This window comes from Zymobacter palmae, assembly GCF_003610015.1.
Lineage (GTDB): Bacteria > Pseudomonadota > Gammaproteobacteria > Pseudomonadales > Halomonadaceae > Zymobacter > Zymobacter palmae.
On record NZ_AP018933.1, the window covers coordinates 1,923,161 to 1,942,733 of the forward strand.

General features: G+C 58.7%; 16 protein-coding genes. 7 read left to right on the forward strand and 9 right to left on the reverse strand.

What is annotated here, in order from left to right; genetic code table 11:
* Positions 1 to 275 precede the first annotated feature (275 nt).
* On the reverse strand, positions 276 to 1,850 hold the full coding sequence (guaA, locus tag ZBT109_RS08665) for a glutamine-hydrolyzing GMP synthase (protein ID WP_027706020.1): 1,575 nt from the start codon (positions 1,848 to 1,850) through the stop codon (positions 276 to 278).
* 124 nt (positions 1,851 to 1,974) lie between these two features.
* On the reverse strand, positions 1,975 to 3,441 hold the full coding sequence (gene guaB, locus ZBT109_RS08670) for an IMP dehydrogenase (RefSeq protein ID WP_027706021.1): 1,467 nt from the start codon (positions 3,439 to 3,441) through the stop codon (positions 1,975 to 1,977).
* A 436-nt stretch (positions 3,442 to 3,877) separates the two neighbouring features.
* On the opposite strand from guaB, the gene xseA reads away from it, so the two are divergent.
* Positions 3,878 to 5,374 (forward strand): exodeoxyribonuclease VII large subunit, encoded by a 1,497-nt coding sequence (gene xseA / locus ZBT109_RS08675; RefSeq protein ID WP_051524167.1) that lies wholly within the window; start codon positions 3,878 to 3,880, stop codon positions 5,372 to 5,374.
* A 123-nt stretch (positions 5,375 to 5,497) separates the two neighbouring features.
* Here the strand turns inward: xseA and ZBT109_RS08680 are convergent, their stop codons facing one another.
* From ZBT109_RS08680 to argA, 3 genes are all read right to left on the reverse strand, one after another.
* Positions 5,498 to 5,977 (reverse strand): hypothetical protein, encoded by a 480-nt coding sequence (locus ZBT109_RS08680; RefSeq protein ID WP_156934052.1) that lies wholly within the window; start codon positions 5,975 to 5,977, stop codon positions 5,498 to 5,500.
* 228 nt (positions 5,978 to 6,205) lie between these two features.
* The gene (locus tag ZBT109_RS08685) at positions 6,206 to 7,717 is read right to left on the reverse strand and encodes a sensor histidine kinase (RefSeq protein ID WP_027706023.1); all 1,512 of its coding nucleotides are present in this window, start codon (positions 7,715 to 7,717) and stop codon (positions 6,206 to 6,208) included.
* A 91-nt stretch (positions 7,718 to 7,808) separates the two neighbouring features.
* Positions 7,809 to 9,113: an amino-acid N-acetyltransferase gene (gene argA, locus ZBT109_RS08690; protein WP_027706024.1), complete on the reverse strand. Its 1,305-nt coding sequence runs from the start codon at positions 9,111 to 9,113 to the stop codon at positions 7,809 to 7,811.
* Between the two features lie 331 nt (positions 9,114 to 9,444).
* Here argA and ZBT109_RS08695 point away from each other — a divergent pair, with 331 nt between their 5' ends.
* A complete protein-coding gene (locus ZBT109_RS08695; protein WP_027706025.1) occupies positions 9,445 to 10,347 on the forward strand; it encodes a CYTH domain-containing protein in 903 nt (300 codons plus the stop codon).
* Between the two features lie 74 nt (positions 10,348 to 10,421).
* Here ZBT109_RS08695 and ZBT109_RS08700 read toward each other — a convergent pair whose 3' ends face one another.
* A complete protein-coding gene (locus tag ZBT109_RS08700) occupies positions 10,422 to 11,042 on the reverse strand; it encodes an L-threonylcarbamoyladenylate synthase (protein WP_027706026.1) in 621 nt (206 codons plus the stop codon).
* Positions 11,039 to 12,049, reverse strand: coding sequence for a PHP domain-containing protein (locus ZBT109_RS08705; protein ID WP_084261914.1), 1,011 nt, complete (start codon positions 12,047 to 12,049; stop codon positions 11,039 to 11,041). The genes ZBT109_RS08700 and ZBT109_RS08705 overlap by 4 nt, the downstream gene beginning before the upstream one ends.
* A 236-nt stretch (positions 12,050 to 12,285) precedes the next feature.
* On the opposite strand from ZBT109_RS08705, the gene ZBT109_RS08710 reads away from it, so the two are divergent.
* From ZBT109_RS08710 to ZBT109_RS13970, 5 genes are all read left to right on the forward strand, one after another.
* Complete coding sequence (locus tag ZBT109_RS08710) at positions 12,286 to 12,849, forward strand: inner membrane-spanning protein YciB (protein ID WP_027706027.1); 564 nt, start codon at positions 12,286 to 12,288, stop codon at positions 12,847 to 12,849.
* A 44-nt stretch (positions 12,850 to 12,893) separates the two neighbouring features.
* Positions 12,894 to 13,178, forward strand: coding sequence for a YciI family protein (locus ZBT109_RS08715; protein ID WP_027706028.1), 285 nt, complete (start codon positions 12,894 to 12,896; stop codon positions 13,176 to 13,178).
* Positions 13,179 to 13,501: 323 nt separating this feature from the next.
* Positions 13,502 to 15,508 carry a bifunctional tRNA (5-methylaminomethyl-2-thiouridine)(34)-methyltransferase MnmD/FAD-dependent 5-carboxymethylaminomethyl-2-thiouridine(34) oxidoreductase MnmC gene (mnmC, locus tag ZBT109_RS08720; RefSeq protein WP_027706029.1) on the forward strand — a complete coding sequence of 669 codons (2,007 nt, stop codon included), beginning with the start codon at positions 13,502 to 13,504 and terminating at the stop codon, positions 15,506 to 15,508.
* Positions 15,509 to 15,874: 366 nt separating this feature from the next.
* Positions 15,875 to 16,414, forward strand: coding sequence for a hypothetical protein (locus tag ZBT109_RS13965; protein ID WP_197714331.1), 540 nt, complete (start codon positions 15,875 to 15,877; stop codon positions 16,412 to 16,414).
* Positions 16,390 to 17,058: a mandelate racemase/muconate lactonizing enzyme family protein gene (locus ZBT109_RS13970; RefSeq protein ID WP_232012889.1), complete on the forward strand. Its 669-nt coding sequence runs from the start codon at positions 16,390 to 16,392 to the stop codon at positions 17,056 to 17,058. The genes ZBT109_RS13965 and ZBT109_RS13970 overlap by 25 nt, the downstream gene beginning before the upstream one ends.
* 109 nt (positions 17,059 to 17,167) lie before the next feature.
* Here the strand turns inward: ZBT109_RS13970 and ZBT109_RS08730 are convergent, their stop codons facing one another.
* Complete coding sequence (locus ZBT109_RS08730) at positions 17,168 to 17,446, reverse strand: YheU family protein (RefSeq protein WP_027706030.1); 279 nt, start codon at positions 17,444 to 17,446, stop codon at positions 17,168 to 17,170.
* Between the two features lie 31 nt (positions 17,447 to 17,477).
* Positions 17,478 to 19,556 (reverse strand): NAD-dependent DNA ligase LigA, encoded by a 2,079-nt coding sequence (gene ligA / locus ZBT109_RS08735; RefSeq protein ID WP_051524169.1) that lies wholly within the window; start codon positions 19,554 to 19,556, stop codon positions 17,478 to 17,480.
* Positions 19,557 to 19,573 lie beyond the last annotated feature (17 nt).

Genomic DNA, 19,573 nt, shown 5'->3' on the forward strand with positions numbered 1-19,573 from the left:
TACTAGCCGACGCTTTCTGAAATACAGCCTGTATGGCTGAAGCGCTACTCCTTTCCTACAGCGGCCCCCATGATGGTCTTACTTGCCATTGCCACACCGCCAGTGACCATGTTGCCCGTTGTCATTGCTGCCCCCCATAGCGGCACCTGCACCTATTTGAGATATCTCTAGAAACACGTTCAAACGAAGGTATTCGGAAAACAAAAAAGCCCGCAGTTATGCGGGCTTTTAGGTATTTTCGTGCTACTTAGTGCCTATCTATGTCAGACAACAAATCATTCCCACTCGATCGTTGCCGGCGGCTTGCTCGACACATCATACGTCACGCGGGAAATGCCGCTGATCTCGTTGATGATGCGGTTGGAAACCTTCTCCAGCAGCTCATACGGGAGGTGTGCCCAGCGTGCGGTCATAAAGTCGATGGTTTCGACAGCGCGCAGTGCAACAACCCATTCGTAGCGGCGTGCATCGCCGACAACACCGACGGACTTGACCGGCAGGAAGACGGCAAAAGCCTGACTGGTCTTGTCGTACCAGCCGGAGTTGCGCAGCTCTTCCATGAAGATAGCGTCAGCTTCGCGCAGGATGTCGGCGTACTCTTTCTTCACTTCGCCGAGGATACGTACGCCAAGGCCCGGGCCCGGGAACGGATGACGGTAGACCATGCTGTGCGGCAGACCCAGTTCGAGGCCGATCTTACGTACTTCGTCCTTGAACAGTTCGCGCAGAGGCTCAACCAGTTTGAGCTTCATGGTTTCCGGCAGGCCGCCCACGTTGTGGTGGGACTTGATGACGTGCGCTTTACCCGTCTTGGTATCGGCAGACTCAACGACGTCGGGGTAGATCGTGCCCTGTGCAAGGAACTCGACTTCGGTCAGCTTAGCCGCTTCTTCATCAAAGATGTCGATGAAGGAATTACCGATGATCTTGCGCTTAGCTTCGGGGTCAGTAATGCCCGCCAGCTTACCGAGGAACAGGTCTTCGGCATCGACACGGATGACCTTAACACCCATGTTGTCGGCGAAGGTCTTCATGACCTGATCGCCTTCATTTTTGCGCAGCAGACCGTTGTCCACGAACACGCAGGTCAGCTGGTCGCCAATGGCTTTGTGCAGCAGCGCTGCAACAACAGAAGAGTCGACACCGCCAGAGAGCGCCAGCAGTACCTTGCGCTTGCCGACCAGTTCGCGTACGCGATCTACTTGGTCGTCGATGATGCGTGCCGGTGTCCACAGGCATTCGCAGCCACAGATATCGACAACGAAGCGCTGGAGCAGCTCTTGGCCTTTGATGGAGTGCGTGACTTCCGGGTGGAACTGCACGCCATAGAAATCTTTTTCAGCCCATGACATGGCGGCGATCGGGCAAGTATCGGTAGACGCCGTTACGCTGAACTGCGCAGGCGCGGTACCGACCTTATCACCGTGGCTCATCCACACATCCAGCAGCGGCTTGCCGTTGGCATCGACAGCGTCTTGCAGGCCTGCGAAAAGGCGATCTTCGACGTCGACACGCACCTGTGCGTAGCCGAATTCATGCTTGTCGGAGCCGATCGTCTTGCCGCCCAGCTGCTCGGCCATTGCCTGCATGCCGTAGCAGATACCGAATACCGGCAGGCCCAGCTCGAATACGCAGTCAGGAATGCGCGGCGAGTTGTCGGCATGAACGGATTCCGGGCTACCGGAAAGAATGATCCCGTTAGGATTGAATGCACGAATCTCGTCTTCGCTCATATCAAACGGGTGGATTTCGCAGAACACGCCGATTTCACGCACGCGACGTGCGATCAGCTGTGTGTACTGCGACCCGAAATCAAGGATCAGGATTTTGTGGGCGTGGATGTCGTGCATGGAAAAGACCGTCCGCTTTTATGGCTAAAGGAGCATGAGCTCGCGATGTCATGAACGCTTGAAGAGCAGTGAGAGGAACGCCCTCTCACTGCTGACACTGTATCGCTTCTCTATCGGGAAGGGATCAGCTGATGTGGTAGTTCGGTGCTTCTTTGGTGATCTGCACGTCGTGGACGTGGGATTCCGCGAAGCCAGCACTGGTGATGCGTACGAACTCGGGCTTGGTGCGCATTTCGTCGATGGTGCGGCAACCGGTATACCCCATGGAAGCGCGCAGACCACCCATCAGCTGGTGAATGATGGCAGACATAGCACCTTTGTACGCAACGCGGCCTTCGATACCTTCCGGTACCAGTTTTTCAACGCCGGCGTCTTTGTCTTGGAAGTAACGGTCGCTAGAACCGTGAGACTGGGACATGGCCCCCATGGAACCCATACCGCGGTACGCTTTATAGGTACGGCCTTGGTACAGTTCGATCTCACCCGGTGCTTCTTCAGTACCGGCCAGCAGGCCACCGACCATGACGCTGTTGGCGCCAGCAACGATGACTTTGGCGATATCACCAGAGAAACGGACACCGCCGTCAGCGATAACCGGTACGCCGGAGTCTTTCAGTGCTTCAGCGATGTCGGCAACGGCGCTGATCTGCGGCACACCGACACCCGCAACGATACGCGTGGTGCAGATAGAACCCGGGCCGATACCCACTTTGACGGCGTCCGCGCCAGCTTCAACCAGTGCGCGAGCAGCGGCTGCCGTTGCGATGTTACCGCCGATAACCTGAACGTCAGGATAGGTTTCTTTTACCCAGCGAACACGTTCGATAACGCCACGGGAGTGACCGTGAGCGGTATCGACGACGATGACGTCAACGCCCGCTTTGACCAGCGCATCAACGCGATCCGGCGTTTCAGCACCCGTACCGACAGCGGCACCGACCAGCAGGCGACCATCAGCATCTTTTGCAGCGTTCGGGTAGTTACGTGCTTTTTTGATATCGCGCACGGTGACCATGCCGACCAGCTCTTCACCGTTGACAACGAGGATCTTCTCGATGCGGTGTTCCTGCAGCTTCTGTTTGATCTCTTCCAGCGGCGTGCCTTCCGGTACGGTGACCAGTTTTTCACGCGTGGTCATAACATCAGCAACGCGAGTGCTCAGGTCACGCTTGAAGCGCATGTCGCGGCTAGTCACGATACCGGCCAGCTTGCCATCGTCCAGAACGGGGAAGCCGGAGAAACCAGACTCAGCGGCCAGCTCGGCCAGTTCACCCAGCGACATAGAAGATGTCACAGTGACGGGCTCTTTGACGACGACCGTTTCGAATTTCTTGACCTTGCGAACTTCATGGGCCTGCTGTTCGATGGTCATGTTCTTGTGGATGATGCCGATACCACCTTCCTGCGCCATGCCGATGGCCAGGCGAGATTCGGTAACGGTATCCATCGCGGAAGACAGCAGCGGAACGTTGATCGTCAGCTTGCGCGTCAGGCGAGTGCTGAGCTGAACATCCTTCGGCAGTACATCGGAATAGCCGGGGATAAGAAGAACGTCGTCAAAGGTAAGCGCTTCTTGGGCAATGCGGAGCATGGCATGAGTCCCGTGTTTGAAATGAACGAAAGCCCCATTGATCTGGCCACTACGCGACGCAGCAGTGATCAACGGTGCATCAAAACCAAGCGAGCCGGTCGCTTCAGGGGAAGGAACGTTCCCGTAAAGCGACCGACTCGCGGAATTCTTCGCTGCCGATCATCCATTCAGCCATTCGACACTGTAATGCTGGGCCGCCCGAATCCCTGACTCGCTGTGGAGCCTGCGGGGGCGTTGCCAAGAGCATATTCAGGTCGATCATAATCAGGCATCGGCGTATGAAAATTGATGCGGCATTCTAACCGATCACTCGGAATACGACAATCTTTTATGTGCTATATCGTGGATGACCGCTCCCCCTGTTAAGATAGAGTGGTCTGCGGTATACCCTGCCTATAGGTGCCGCTCCGGAAGAATCTGCTGGGGTATCGTCACCATGAGTTTTCCTCCCTCCTCTACGGCTCCCGCTGAACCTGGCTCAGCGCCAGAGCAGGCGCTTTCGGTCTCTGAACTGAACCGCTCGGCGCGGCTATTGCTGGAGCGCCACTTGCCCTATTGTTGGATAGAGGGTGAGATATCGTCGCTTTCGCAGCCCTCTTCGGGGCACGCCTATTTCACGCTCAAGGATGCTCACGCTCAGGTACGCTGTGCGCTGTTCCGCCAGCAGGCTCGCTTTGTGGCGGCACCACTGCGTGAAGGCGCGCAGGTGCAGGTACGCGCGCAAATTTCACTCTATGAGCCGCGTGGGGACTACCAGCTGATCGTGGAGGCGGTACGAGCTGTGGGACACGGTGCCTTGCTGCAAGCCTTGGAAGCGCTGCGTCAGCGTCTGAACGAGGAAGGGTTGTTTGCTAAATCGCAGCCGCTGCCTTATCCCCCCCGTCATCTGGGACTGATCACGTCTCCGACAGGCGCGGCGATCAAGGATGTAATGGCGGTATTGGCCGCGCGCTGGCCGGGTATCCAAGTCAGCCTGTTACCCGTACCGGTGCAGGGTCAGCAGGCCCCCGACGCTATCGTCAGTGCCCTACAGGCAGCCAATCGTGATGGACGCTTCGATGCACTATTGCTAACGCGTGGCGGCGGGAGTTTCGAAGACCTTAACGTCTTCAACGATGAACGTATTGCCCGTGCCCTGCATGCCTCACGCATTCCGGTGCTGTCCGCCATCGGCCACGAGATCGATTCGACCATCGCCGACCTAGCGGCAGATGCGGCAGCGCCGACACCGTCGGCAGCCGCTGAACGCTTGACGCCCGACCAGCGCGACACGCGCCGCCGACTGGTCCAGTTAGCTCACCGCCTGCTCAATGCACAGCATCATATTCTGCATACGGCTCGTCAGCGCATCGACCACCTATCCTTGCGTCTGCGCGATCCAAGCGATTATCTGCGCCACCAGCGCCAACGGCTCGAAGCACTGACCCATCGACTTTGGCACGCCCAGACGGCCCGCTTAGGTGAGGCCCGCCAACAGTTGTCCCTTTTACAAGCACGTCTGCGCCACCCTCAAGCGCTACTGGATGAGCAGCGCCAGCGTTTGATGACCCTGCGCCAACGCCTGATACAAGCTCAGCACCAGCGCTTCCATCATTATCAGCAGCGCTGGCAGCACCTTTATGAACGCTTCGAGCGTCAACGGGCACAGCTGACACTGCTGCCGCTTCAGCAGCAGCTCGACACACTGCACAACCGCTTGCAGCGCGCTCAACACCAAGGATTGGCACGCTATCAGCAACGGCTGGCGTTCTTGATGCACCGATTGGATGGCGTAAGCCCGCTACAAACCCTCAAGCGCGGCTATGCCGTCGTGCGCAGCGGTCAGCAGGTCATCACACAAGTCGAAGAAGTCAGCATTGGCCAAACACTCGACGTCGAGCTGGACAACGGTACGCTGCACGTCAAGGTCGAGGAGCAGCAGTTCAAGGCATAAGGTCTGACCTCATGCCCTGACGGCTGCCTCTATATTAGGCGCTGCATATACCGTCAACGCCGCCACCCACAACGACGTAGCTCACTCTCGAATCCACCGCTATTGCCGTGCCATACGTTACGGCTAGCGAGTGGCGCCTACCGGTCGCCCGCTCATTACAGCTTCGATATGAGCCAGCTCATCCAGCTTGCGCTGCAACTCGGCATTCTGCCGTTCGAGCGTATCAATGCGCTGTGCTTTCGATGAACTGCTGTGAGAAGGTTCGGCCACCGGCGTACTCTGCTGTTGCAACTTCAGGCGCAGATCAATCTCGTGCTGCCATTGTTGCACCAACATCACCAGTTCGCGCGGCAGCGAGGGCATAACGGAAGAGTACATGCGCTGCGCTTCACGCCAGCGAGCGGGGTTGGTATCCCAAGCGTACATTGTGGCCCGTACCATCACCGAGCGTGGCGAACTAGTGGTCATACGTTCCGCCACGCGCCGCCGCCACTCGGGGGTCGCCACACGCGCCTGCTGAGAAAACGCCAGCCACTCGGGCAGCATACAGGAGGAGGATTCTAGGTTAGGAACACTGTGCAAAGCACAGGAATTCAAGGACATGCCTGTCGACTGGCATCCTGCCAGAGACGACATGAGGAGAATGACGGCAAGCTTCCAGGTGCTTCGTCTCATAACGTCGTGACTTCCCAGCGTAAGTAAGCAGGGCTAAGAAAAGAATACGCCACCCGTGTCATCACGATGCCGCCCCCACCCTCTTCGCCGAGAGCCGCCAGATCGTCTTCAACAGACATCGCTGCATTCCATTCCTGCCTTTTGTTCGTGATGCCATCATGCGGAGGTGCTGCCGTGAGGACGCGGCAATGACAGTCGGAAACAGACATCCTCATCGGCATCTTCGACCAGTTCCAACCGACCGTTCTGCAGGTGAGCGCTTTCGGCTGCAATGGACAATCCGATGCCAGACCCCTTCAATGGCCCACTTCGGCGCGTCTGTCCCTGATAGAACGGTTCGAACAGATGCGCTTGATCCTGGGCACTGATCTTTTCGCCACTGTTGGCCACCTCGACGATCAGGTGTTCATCAGTGCACCATGCGCGCATCCACAGAAAACCGTTATCTTCGCCATAGGCAATGGTATTAGAAACGAGGTTGTCGATGATGCGGCCCGTGCGCACGCGATCCGCTTCCCAGTAGACGGGTTGGCGTGGCACTTCGACGTGCATGCCTTTGCTTTCAAACGCCAATCGATGCTTGCTCAGCACTTCATGTATCAGTGTGACGACATCGAAACGCGATAGCGTGATGCTTCGATTATGTTGCAATACATTATAATCGAGCAACTGCTCGATCAAAGTCTGCAGCTCCGCACTGCTCTCGTCGATGAGCAGGATGATTTCGCGCTGACGCTTGCCCAGCGGTCCGGCCATGCCGTCGGCCAACAACCCCGTGCCTTCGCGGATCGCGGCCAGCGGCGTCTTCAGCTCGTGGGACATGTGACGCAGGAAACGCTGTTTCTGCGCTTCCAGATCGTCGAGCCGTTCACCCAGCCAATCCAGTCGCTCGCCAAGCCGTACCAGCTCGGCCGGACCTTCGATCGGCGGGTGTTCTTCACGCTGACCACCGCCCAGCGACAGAATGCGCTGTTCGAGCTGCCGGATCGGGTGAGTGATCTTCCAGCTGAAGAAGATGATGGCCACCAGGCTCAGCGATACCAGCAGCGCCAGCTTGAGCATCAGGTCGGCGTAGATAACGCGTGCACGCTCACGGATATGATCAATGCGGGTATCGACACGGTCACGCGTCACCAGCATCTGCGTGTCAACGCTCTCCGAAAACGGCCCAAACTGGGCCAGCTGTGCCCTCACGCGCTGACGATAAGACGGCGCTTCGCGAATACTGCGCGCAGGCACGGCATCGGAGCGGCCGTTTTCAGCGCTGCCACTGCCATCAGGGAAACGACGCAGTCCGTCCAGCTGGCTGCGCAACGTGCCGATCACTTCCGGGGTATCCAAACGCACAGCCTGCTGTTCCAGCAGGTCGCTGAAACGGTCGACGCGCTCACGGTAGGCCGCCAGAATATTGGCATCCTCAAGCACGGCATATTGGCGAGCACTGCGCTCCATCTCCGTCGCGTACGTCATCATCGCCTGCGCTCGCCGCGTATCTTCCACTGCTTGGCGCGCGCTGCTGTCTGCCAGTTCGGACAGTTCCGACAAGGCCTGCCCGGCCTGATAGATCAGCACGATGATCGGCAGCATGGTGACACCGAACCCGAGCAGGACCAGCCTTAGCAGCGAGCGCGACCTGAAGATATCAATGGGTGCAGAAGCCTTGATCATCGTGTTGCATCTCGTCAGAAATAAAGTAGCGATCAGTTCGCGCATGGCAAAGAGGGTTCTCATGCCGCTCCGAACGCACATGAGGCTAGGGTCACACCAAAGGTTTTATCAATACCTTTGAGTTACGCTGCGTATTGTAAGCTGAACGACGCGCTTCCGGCAGCTGATCTATGCCAGCAGGTAAAAATCCATGCTCAAGGAACCAGTGTGCCGTGTGTGTGGTGAGTGCAAATAGCTGTCGAAGTCCCTGCTTGCGCGCGCGCTGCTCAATAGCCTCCAGCAGGCGCGTACCGCGCTCGCCATCACGATACCCTTCATGCACGGCCACGCAGGCAAGTTCGCCGCAGCCTTCCTGAGCATAGCTGTGCAAAGCAGCGCAGCCGATGGTCATTCCGTCGCGGTCGATGACCGTATAGTCACCAATCTGCTGTTCGAGACGTTCACGCGAACGCGGCACCAGTATCTGGCGCTCTTCGAGCGGCCGCAGCAATTCCATCAGACCGGCAATGTCAGCGCTGGTGGCAATACGCAACTGTTCATAGCGCTCTTGGGTGATCATGGTGCCCATCCCATCGCGGGTGAACAGCTCGCCCAGCAGCGCATCTCGATCGTTCCAGTTCAGGATATGGGTACGCTTGACGCCTTTGCGTGCGGCAAGACAGGCCGCTTCCAACTGATGGTGCAGTGATTCGGGCATGCTGACAGCGCTGAGCTGGCGAGCCTGTTCCGGCTCCATCTGGTGCTGCAACGCACCGTCTTCGCTGCGAACGCCATCGTGCTGCCCCAGCAGGATCAGCTTGTCGGCCTGCATGGCAATGGCCACTTGGCTGGCCACTTCGGTCGAATCGAGATCGAACAGTTCTCCCGTACTGGAATAGCCGATAGGCGGGATGATCACCAGCATATCGCGCGCCAGCAGTTCGCTGATGGCATCGCTGCGCACGTGGCGCACATCACCGGCATAGAGGCCGTCGACGCCATCACGCACGCCGAACGGTCGTGCCATGACGAAGTTACCACTTACGGTAACGATATCGAGACCGTGCAGCGGCGTATTGGGCAACCCTACGGAAAAGCGGGCTTCAATCATCATTCGCAGCTGTTGGGTCTGGGCGGCAATCACCGCCATACCATCCTGATCGACGATCCAGCGGCCACGGAGCAGCTGCAGCGGGTGCTCAGAACGTGCCAACGCTGCCTGTGCCTGAGGCTTGCAGCCAAATACCAATACCAGCTTGACTCCCAGCGTATGTAGCAGGGCCAGATCCTGAATCAAGGCCTCACAGGGGGACTCAAACGCCTCACCTTCGACATGAATGACGAACGTACAGCCACGGTGGGCATCAATATAAGGAGCGCTGCCTCTGAATTCATTGGAAAGGAAGGTCGTTTTCACTTTTATCTGTCCCGATACAGTCATCGTTACTGGCCGAGTGGATGCCCGTTCGGCCCGTGTCCTTTTTTATTCGCTACGTCTATTCGCTACGTTATCGCCACATCATGCGATACGCGATTGCCTCGCACACGTTCGGTACGTCGCTCGCTGTAGCCTAGCGGCACGGCATTGTCCGCCTTTCTGCGCAGCGGACAGTGCCGACCAGACTGTGACTTGCCACGCGCGAGACGCTACACTGGCCGCCATTGCCTTCGAGCGCCGTTGCTCAAGGCTTGTCGTCAGGCGGATGCTTGGCGGCCTCTCTATCTGCTGCTACAAGGCGGTTCGCTATATGCCTTCACCTATAGAACTCGAACTCAAACTGGCTCTAGATGCCGATGCGGTTGCCATCCTGCCTACCCTATCGCCATTGAGCAAGAGCGCTGTCGAACGTCTGGACATGCGCAATCAATACTTCGACACGCCCAGCCGTGATCTGGAAGCGGCCCGCATGGCGCTGCGTATCCGCCGCTTCGGCGATACGATCGTGCAGACCGTTAAGACGGCAGGCCAAGGCTCCGGTGGCCTACATCGCCGCGGTGAGTGGGAATGGACACTGGACAGCGATCAGCTGGATACCCATGCACTCGTGCGTCTGGCTCAGCAGGAAGCGCAGCATTATCCGGAACTGGCCTGTCTGGCATCGTTGGAGGTGGTTGAACAGCTTGCGCCGGTGTACACCACGGATTTCGTACGCCAGGCATGGCAACTGACGCTGGACGATGGCAGTCACATCGAAGCGGCACTTGATCAGGGCATGATCCATTCCGGCCATCATACGCTGCCCATCCGCGAACTTGAGCTTGAACTAAAGCACGGTGATACCGAAGCACTGTGGTCGCTGGCACGTACGCTGAGCCAACACATCGCACTGCGTCCGGCCAATGCGAGCAAAGCCCAGCGCGCCGTAGCACTCAGCGAGGGCTACCACGCTCCCCATCATACGGCGTCGAACGACACCGTGCTGTTCGACCGCGCCATTGATGCGCTGGATGCTGCCACGGATGGTTTCATGCCGGAAGGCTATGCCACGGCGGCCACGTTACTGGCCGAGCTATCGGCACGCCTGCCACAGCCTCTCAATGCAACCACGCATGCACTGGCCGACACACTGCGCAGACGCGGGGCAGACGCTCTTGATCAGGCATTCGGACAGCACTGTCTACGCCTGATGCAGCACTTCACCGCTGCCTGATCCTTTCGCTGCATGCACATGGCCCCGGTACGATCGCTCGTGCCGGGGCCATGCCGTCTATGCACTACCAAACGTCATTCGAACGGCGACACATCACCCTTACCACGGCGCAAAATCACAAAAGGCAACTCACGCAGGTCAATGACAGAGGTCGGCTGGTGATCGCCGGCACCGCCGTCAATGATCGCATCCACCTGACGCTCATACTGTTCGCGAATCTCTTCGGGATCGGTCAACGGATCCTCTTCACCGGCCGGAATCAGCGTGACGCTCATCAGTGGCTCGCCCAGCGCCGCGGACAGTGCACGCGTGATGGCATTGTCCGGTACACGCACACCGATGGCACGGCGCTTAGGATGCAGCAGCTGACGCGGCACTTCGTTGGTCGCTTCGAGAATAAACGTGTATGGTCCTGGGGTATGAGCCTTCAGCACGCGGAAGATGCTGTTGTCGACATGGGCATAGGTACCGATTTCGGATAGATCGGCGCAGATCAGCGTCATGGGGTGACGATCGTCCAGTTCGCGCAGGCGACGGATGCGCTCGACCACCTTCTTCTCGCCCAGACGCCCACCCAGCGCGTAGCCAGAATCGGTTGGGTAGATAATGACGCCACCTTTACGCAGCACGTCAACGGCTTGGTCGATCAGGCGGCCCTGGGGCGTTTCAGGATGAATCTGTAGGAATAGGCTCATGCGTCACCTTCCTTGGTTGAATCGTGTTGATTGGCAGCATAGGACGCTTCCAGCGCCTGTCGCTGCGTGATAATACGCTGCGTCGATGCCTCAGTGGCGTCGATCCAAGGCACGAGGCGTGGATGCGTCCAAATCGGTGCAACACGGCAGCGCGGCAGCGGACTAAATGTACCAGGAGCCAGCGGACCACCGGGTTTGTGGAAATCGCTGCCGACGGAAGCGTACAGCTGGCGCTCCTCAAGCAGGCGCGCAAGATCACGCGTGCTGTCATCGTTCTGATGGCCGTTGCACAGTTCGACGGCTTCACCGCCAGCGGCCATAAACTCATCCAGCAGTAACACTAGACGGCGGCGCGTCAGTTCGTAGCGTAGCGGATGCGCCAACACGGCAATGCCCCCCCCGGCTACGATCGCACGTACAACGTCACTGAACTCCGGCCAGTGCAGGCGCACGTCACCGACCTTGCCCGCACCCAAATAGCGTTTGAACGCCATTTTGATATCATCGACCATGCCCGCCTCGACCAGTGCCGCGGCGAAATGCGGTCGGCCAATGGCCAAACGCCCGCCAGCACAGGCACGCGCACGTTCCAGCGCATTGGTTAGCCCTTTGCGCTCAAGACGTTCAGCGATCGTGTAGGCGCGCGTGCTGCGCGCTTCCCACAACGTATCGAGCATCTGGCGCAGCGGGTTGTGTTCGTCTTGAATGATGGACTGCTCGCCTTCAGGCATCATCGCCACGACGTGCACGCCGATATTGGTCCACTGGGTGGAAAGTTCTGCCGCGGGCAGCAGCCCGATCCCCAGTTCATCCGCCGCCTGACGGGCTTCCGCGACACCGTTGACGGTATCGTGATCGGTAAGCGCCACGCGACCCAGGCCGCGCTCAAGGCAGAGGTGCATCAGTTCGGTGGGCGAAAGCGCCCCGTCTGATGCCTTCGAATGCATGTGCAGGTCAATGCCTGGAATCTTGCCCGACATTGCCAGTGTCGCAGGAAGCGTCGTCATGGCGGTCATGGTCCTGAAGTGTCCTAATCTGAGGGCAACCTGCCGGACGTGCTGTGGTCCCATGCTTCGTACCATGCATGATTGGAAGCTTCCGGCCTACCCTGTCTTTACGGGTGTACTTCCTTCATAGTGTCGCGTATTGCCGCACAAGGCAAACCCTGATCACTACTCTGTGCCATTTCGGTGCGCCAATGCGCGCCTGCACGACCGACCGTTTCAGCGGAGCTTTTTTACTGATGAACAACCTGCTCAACTTCCTTCCCGTTGCCATCTTTTTCGGCGTCTACAAGTACTACGGCGACCTCAAGATCGCCACGGCCGTCCTAATGGTAGCCACCGTTATCCATGTGCTAGGCCTCTGGCTGTATTCCCGCGCCATTAAACCGATCCACCTCGTCACCTTAGTACTGGTGCTGGGCTTCGGGGCAGCCACATTACTGCTCAACGATCACTTCATCGTCTGGAAACCGACCGTACTCAATTTAGTGATGGCACTGGCCTTCCTGTTGTCACCGCTGTTCGGCAAGCGCCAGCCGCTGGTGCAGATGATGATGGGCAAGGAGATCAGTCTTCCCTCTACCGTGTGGCATCGTCTCAATATTGCCTGGGTGGTGTTCTTCGTCGCGCTCGCCATCGTCAACCTGCTGGTCTACCGCTTTTACGGTGAAAGCGTCTGGGTCACGTTCAAGCTCTTTGGTATGCTGGGACTGACTGTGCTCTTCGTGCTGGCGCAAGGCATCTGGCTTGCCCGTCAGGGTGCACTGGCACACAAGACGCAGGACGACAATGACGGCCAATAAGAAAGCCGCCTGTACGCATCACTTTTTCAGTGGGAGAAGACACCATGCTGTATGCCATCATGAGCGAAGACGTATTGGACAGCACACCGCTGCGTAAGCCGGTACGTCCTGCGCACTTAGCACGCCTTGATACGCTGCGCGACGAAGGACGCCTGGCGATTGCCGGCCCGTTCCCGTTCATCGAAGGCGAAGGCGTTACCGGAAGCTTGGTCGTGGCCGAGTTCGACAGCTACGAAGCGGCACTGCAGTGGGCCAACACTGACCCCTACGTCGACGCTGGCGTATACGCCAAGGTCGTCGTCAAACCGTTCCGTCAAGTTCTGCCCTGATCGTTCAGCGGGTGCGGCCAGATCGCACCCGTTTCATTTCCCATCTCTTTAGTGTTGTTTATCAATCCGCTGTCGGCACATTTCATCCACAGTTGATGTGGATAACCCTGTTGAAGGCCTGCTGATGGCAGCGGGGAAATGCCGATAAGCCGTAGGCCGTCTACAGATTGTCTATTTCGTAACCAATTACACCAGACCACCGCGAATCATTTCGGTGAAAAAAACCTCAAGCACTCCCCAACTCTTGCGACAACACGCTGCTGACGCTGCGCCGTGGCGGTGCGATATACTGCTGTTTCCGAGTCTTTCAGGAATACATGCTCATGCCCGCTTCTCTTCCGCTTGCGCCGCTGACGCGCCTCGAACACGCTGAACTGCGCTGGGACGACGACGTTGCGTCAGCAGCTCACTTCGACGATGTCTATTTCTCCCGTGAGGATGGTCGGCAGGAAACCGAGCATGTCTTCATTCGCCATAACCGGCTGCCCGAACGCTTCGCGTCTTGGCGCGAACGCCGCCCGTTCGTCATCGGCGAAACGGGGCTAGGGTCAGGCCTCAACATGTTGTGTGCTTGGGCGTGCTTCGAGCAGCATGCTCCTGCCGAGGCACGTCTGCACCTTGTCTCCTTCGAACGCTTCCCGCTGCGTCGCGACGACCTGCGCCGTATGCTGGCGGCCTGGCCTGCGCTGCAGGATAAGGCCGAGCGCCTGATCCAACTGTGGCCGCAGCCCGTACTGGGCGTTCATCGCCTACCGCTCTCCGATCGCGTGACGCTCGACATCCACCTCGGCGATGTTATTGAGCGACTGGGCCAATTCGAAGGGCACATGGACGCATGGTTCCTTGATGGCTTCGCCCCGTCGAAGAACCCTGACATGTGGCAACCTGCTCTGTACGAGGGCATGGCACGCGCCAGCCGACCCGGGGCCACATTCGCGACCTTTACCAGCGCAGGCGATGTACGTCGCGGCCTGAAAGCAGCCGGTTTTGACTGGCAGAAAGTAGACGGTTTCGGTCGCAAGCGCGAAATGGTCTGTGGCCAGATCAACGTGCCGCTAACCGATACCCGTCGCCAGCACACACCGTGGTACATCCCGCCAGAAGAGCACGATGTGCCCCGTCACGTTGCCGTCGTTGGTGCGGGCATTGCGGGCACTTCAACCGCCCACGCGCTGGCACGCCGCGGCCTTCGCGTCAGCCTGATCGACCCGAAAACACCGGGACGCGAAGGGTCAGGCAACCTGCAAGGCGCGATGTACATCAAACTGGCGGTCGACACCAATCTGCAAAGCCGCTTCTATCTTTCCACGCTGCTGTATATTCGACGCCTGCTCGATAGTCTCGACCCCGAACATAGCCTGTGGCACGACTGTGGCGTGCTAAGCCTGGCCACGACCGAGAAAGAAGCCCAGCGACAGCGAAAATTTCTTGCCAACCATGACCTGCCGGATTCCGTTATGCGCGGCCTCGAGCCAGACGCCGTACAGGCACTGGTCGCCACACCGCTGACCGATGAGGTCTACCACGGTCTGCTGTCGCCGCTGGCAGGCTGGGTACGCCCCTACCTGATCTGCGAAACGCTGGCCGCGACACCGGGCATCACCCAGCATCGCCATGCCGTCACCGACCTTGCCCCACAGGGCAGTGGCTGGACACTGACACTGGATGATGGCAGCACGCTGGACGCAGACGCCGTCGTTATGGCCAACGCCTGGCGCGCCAATCACGTGCCCCCGTTGGCTCACCTTCCTTTGATGCCCATTCGTGGGCAGGTCAGCAATGTGCCTGTTGAAGAAGGCACACCTACGCCAGCCTGCGTGGTCTGCGCCAGCGGCTATGCCCCCCCAGCCATTCACGGCCGCCAGTGTTTCGGCGCAACATTCATTCCACGCTCGACCGATGACAGTCTGAAAATGGAAGATCATCTGCACAATATGGCCGAGCTGCAGGACATGCTGCCGGCCTGTGCGGAAGCGCTGGTTGAACAAGGCTGGAATGACAAGATGGAAGGCAAAGCCGGCATTCGCTGCGCCAGTCCTGACAAGTCACCGTTCGTCGGGCAAGCTCCCGTTGCCGAACAGTGGCAGCAGGCCTATGCCGGACTGGCAGACGACGCCAAGCGCTTCTCCAGCGACGAAAAAGGCCAATACCACCCCAACCTATGGGTCAGCGTGGCACAGGGCTCTCGCGGCATGGTAGGCAGCCCGCTGTGCGCCGAACTATTGGCATCACGTATCTGCCACGAGCCGCTACCACTGGAGATGGCCATCGTCGACCACCTACAACCCGGCCGCCGTCTGATCGCAGACCTCAAACGCAGCAAAAGCTGAGCCGGAAGCGATGATGCCAACTCGCGCATGGGCCACTCGAACCGCCCATGCGCCATGCTCACAGCAATTCTGTTGACGAACCCTCGCGTTCACAAGCAACAAAAAGAGAGCTGAGAGCGTTGGCGTTTCGTCATCCTCAATCATGAACTGATCGTATTCAGCGCCATGCTCTCGCTAACCCTGCTGACGAACCCTCGCGTTCACGTTTCATCATCCGTATCCATAAATCGACCGCATTCAGCACCAGCGCGCAAGGCGTATCAACAGACCCAAGCTGTCTAAGTCATCACAAGGCATCCCCTGCCGTTTATGGTAATGATCGTCGTGACGCCATCATTTGCCACGGATGAAGGAACCTGACGGCTGATGAAGATCACTGATGTCCGCGTTCGCCTCGCCAACCGCTATATGTTCGTTGAAGTCGATACCGATGAAGGGCTGGTCGGCATCGGAGAATCCGGCACCTGGGGCTTCTTAGAAGCCTCAGCTGGGGCCATCAACACCCTGCGCACCTACCTGATCGGCCAGGATCCACTTCGGATCGAGCACCACTGGCAATACATGTACCGCTGCTGGCACTTCCGCAGTGCTGCCATCCTGAGCGCGATCAGTGCTGTCGATATTGCGTTATGGGATATCGCGGGCAAGTTCTACGACACACCGGTGTACAACTTGCTGGGGGGGGCCGCTGCCGCGACAAGGTACGGGTATACGCGCACACGGGGGGGGGGGGGAGGGCGCACCACTGAAGAAACCATCGCCCAGCTCAAGCACGCAAAGGCCGAAGGGTTTACTGCCATCTGTCGCCGTTTCTGGATGAATCGCGCGACACCCCTTATTTCGAACCCCACGCACGTGAGATCGGCAATGTCATTGAGCGCATCGGTCGGTACCGTGAAGCAGTAGGCAACGACGTCGATCTTTGCATTGAGGTGCATCGGCGTCTCAAGCCTGCCGGTGCCATCGTGCTGGCGGAAGGCATTACCCCTTTCCATCCGTGCTTTATTGAGGACCCGGTGGGGGCCGACAATATCGACAACATGGCCGAGGTGGCCCGCAAGATTTCCGTTCCCATCGCCACGGGGGAACGGCTCAGCAACCCGCAAGAATTCGCGATGCTGATTCGGCGCAAAACCGCAGCCTATCTGCGACCCCATGTCTGCATGTGTGGCGGCATCACCGGCGCGAAGAAGATCGCAGCACTGGCGGAGGCCAACGATCTCATGGTGGTCCCCCACAATCCGCTGAGTCCCGTATCGACCGCCGCCTGTCTGCAGATCGCCGTCAGCATTCCCAACTTTGCACTGCTGGAATACCCCGGAGACGACCAACCGGCACTGTCCGAACGGTTCGGCGCAACGGGAGTGGAAGGTGGCGTGCGCAAGAAGGACATGGTCAAGGAGACCTTTGCCTGTCAGGACGGATTCATGAGCATTCCGACGCGTCCCGGTATCGGTATTGCACTGTCGGACCGGCTGGAAGAACGCTTTCCCTACCGCCGCCCACTCAAAACCCGCCTGCACATTGACGGCTCAGTGGTAGATCAATAGCGACTGCGGTTAGAGCTTGCACCATCGACCGTGATGAACCATAAAAGACAAAGCGCCCCGTGTTCCGACACGGGGCGCTTTGATTCAAGAGATGCAGAGATGGCGGGCGTTAGTAAACGTTGCCATCGCCTTCCTGCGCCGCCAGCTGGCGCTGGAAGTCACGCCACTGTTCACGCGTCATGACTTCGGTGGTTTCCGTCTGTAGATCATGCATGATGACCAGCTTACCGCGCTGCAGCTGCGGCTTGAGCTGTGCCACCCACCCCATTTCACCGTCTTCGGTGTCAGTGCTATCCGCTCCTTGGCGTGAAACGAATTCACTCAGCAGACGGGCCAGCGTGTCGTCAGGCACCATGCTGACGGGCACTTCAATAAAGCGATCGTCCATTTCGCGACCTCCCGTTGTGCATGTGGTGATGTTACGGCGTTGTGATGCCCAGCTCGGCTAGACGGGCCAAGAACGCGGCCTCGTCCATCACGGTGACGCCCAGCGATTCCGCCTTGCTCAGCTTGCTGCCTGCCCCCGGCCCAGCCACCACGACAGCCGTCTTCTTCGACACGCTGCCACTTACTTTTGCGCCCAGTGCCAGCAGATGCTCTTTGGCTTGGTCGCGTGTCATGACATCCAGCGTACCGGTCAGCACCCACGTTTCACCGACCAGCGGCTGGTCACGCTCTTCGATGATTGTTTCATCCCAAGTCACGCCTACATCACGCAATGCGTGCACGGTTTCGCGGTTATGTTCCTGCTCGAAGAAGGTGCGGATATGGCGGGCCACGATAGGCCCAATATCAGGTATCGCCGTCAGCGTTTCCTCATCGGCAGCCATCAATGCTTCAAGCGTACCGAAATGGCGTGCCAGTGCGGCGGCCGTGCTTTCGCCCACTTCACGGATACCGATAGCATAGATGAAACGTGCCAGTGTAGTGTGACGCGCTTTTTCCAGCGCCACCACAAGATTGGCCGCCGACTTCTCACCCATGCGCGGCAGACTTGCCAGCTGCGAGCTGATCAGCTTGAACAACTTGTCTGGCGTATCGACCCAGCCATGATCGACCAATTGTTCGATCAGCTTGTCGCCCAATCCCACGATATCCAGTGCACGACGGCTCGCAAAATGCTTCAGGGCTTCTTTGCGCTGTGCCGCGCAGAACAAACCGCCCGAACAGCGTGCGGCCACTTCGCCTTCAAGGCGCTCGACATCGGCACCGCATACCGGACAGGTATCGGGCATAACGATATCGCGCGCGTCTTCTGGGCGACGGTCTTCGATCACACCCACAACCTGCGGAATGACATCGCCCGCGCGGCGGATAATGACGCTGTCGCCGATCTTCACACCCAGTCGTTCGACTTCATCCATATTGTGCAGTGTCGCGTTGGAGACCGTAACGCCTGCCACCTGAACCGGTGCCAGCTTGGCTACCGGGGTCAGGGTGCCAATACGCCCCACCTGAAAGGCCACGTCTTCGACCGTCGTCACTTGCTCTTGGGCGGGAAACTTATAGGCAATCGCCCAGCGCGGTGCGCGCGATACGAACCCTAGTTCACGCTGCTGTCGTAGATCGTCGATCTTCAGCACCGCACCATCGATATCGTAATCGAGCGTTGGGCGACGTTCACCCAGCGACTCACAGTAAGTGATGATGCCCTCGCTGCCCGTCACCACTTCCAGCAGCGGATTGGGACGGAACCCCCACGCTTTTAGCAACGCCATTTGGCGGGAATGGCTGGGCTGCTGGCGATGTTCGTCCAGCTGCGCAATCTGGTAAGCGCAGAACTCCAGCGAGCGCTGACGTGTGATGGCCGGGTCAAGCTGACGCAGACTGCCCGCCGCCGCGTTGCGGGGATTGGCGAAGACCTTGCTGCCGTCTTTGCGCGCGTCCTCGTTGAGGCGCTCGAAGGATGAGTGGCGCATATACACTTCACCGCGCACTTCCAGCAGTTCGGGCAGGTCATCACCGTGCAGCTTAAGTGGAATCGTGCTGATGGTGCGCAGGTTGCCGATGATGCCTTCACCCACGCGACCATCGCCGCGCGTAGCCCCTTCTACCAATTGCCCTTGTTCATAGCGCAGCGAAACGGCCAAGCCGTCGAGCTTGGGCTCACAGCAGAACTGGAGATCGTCGCCACTGCACTCCAAGCGGTCTGCGGCGCGTTCAACGAACGCGGTCAGTTCTTCATGACTGAAGGCGTTGTCCAGCGACAGCATCGGCACCGCGTGGGTGATCTTGGGGAAGCCGGATGAAACAGGTGCGCCTACGCGCTGAGTCGGAGAATCGGGTGAGACGACGGCCGGATACTGCTCTTCGAGCTGCTGCAGGCGACGAAACAGACGATCGTACTCGACATCGGGCAGCTGTGGCGCGTCGAGGATGTAATAGCGGAAGCTGGCATCATGAAGCTGCTGACGCAGGGTCTCTACTTCGTGCAGCACATCAGCGGGAACGGTTTCGGCAGTCACGGTGCCTCCTTGATCGGCAGAACGGCGCAGCATACGACACCGGGCCTGAT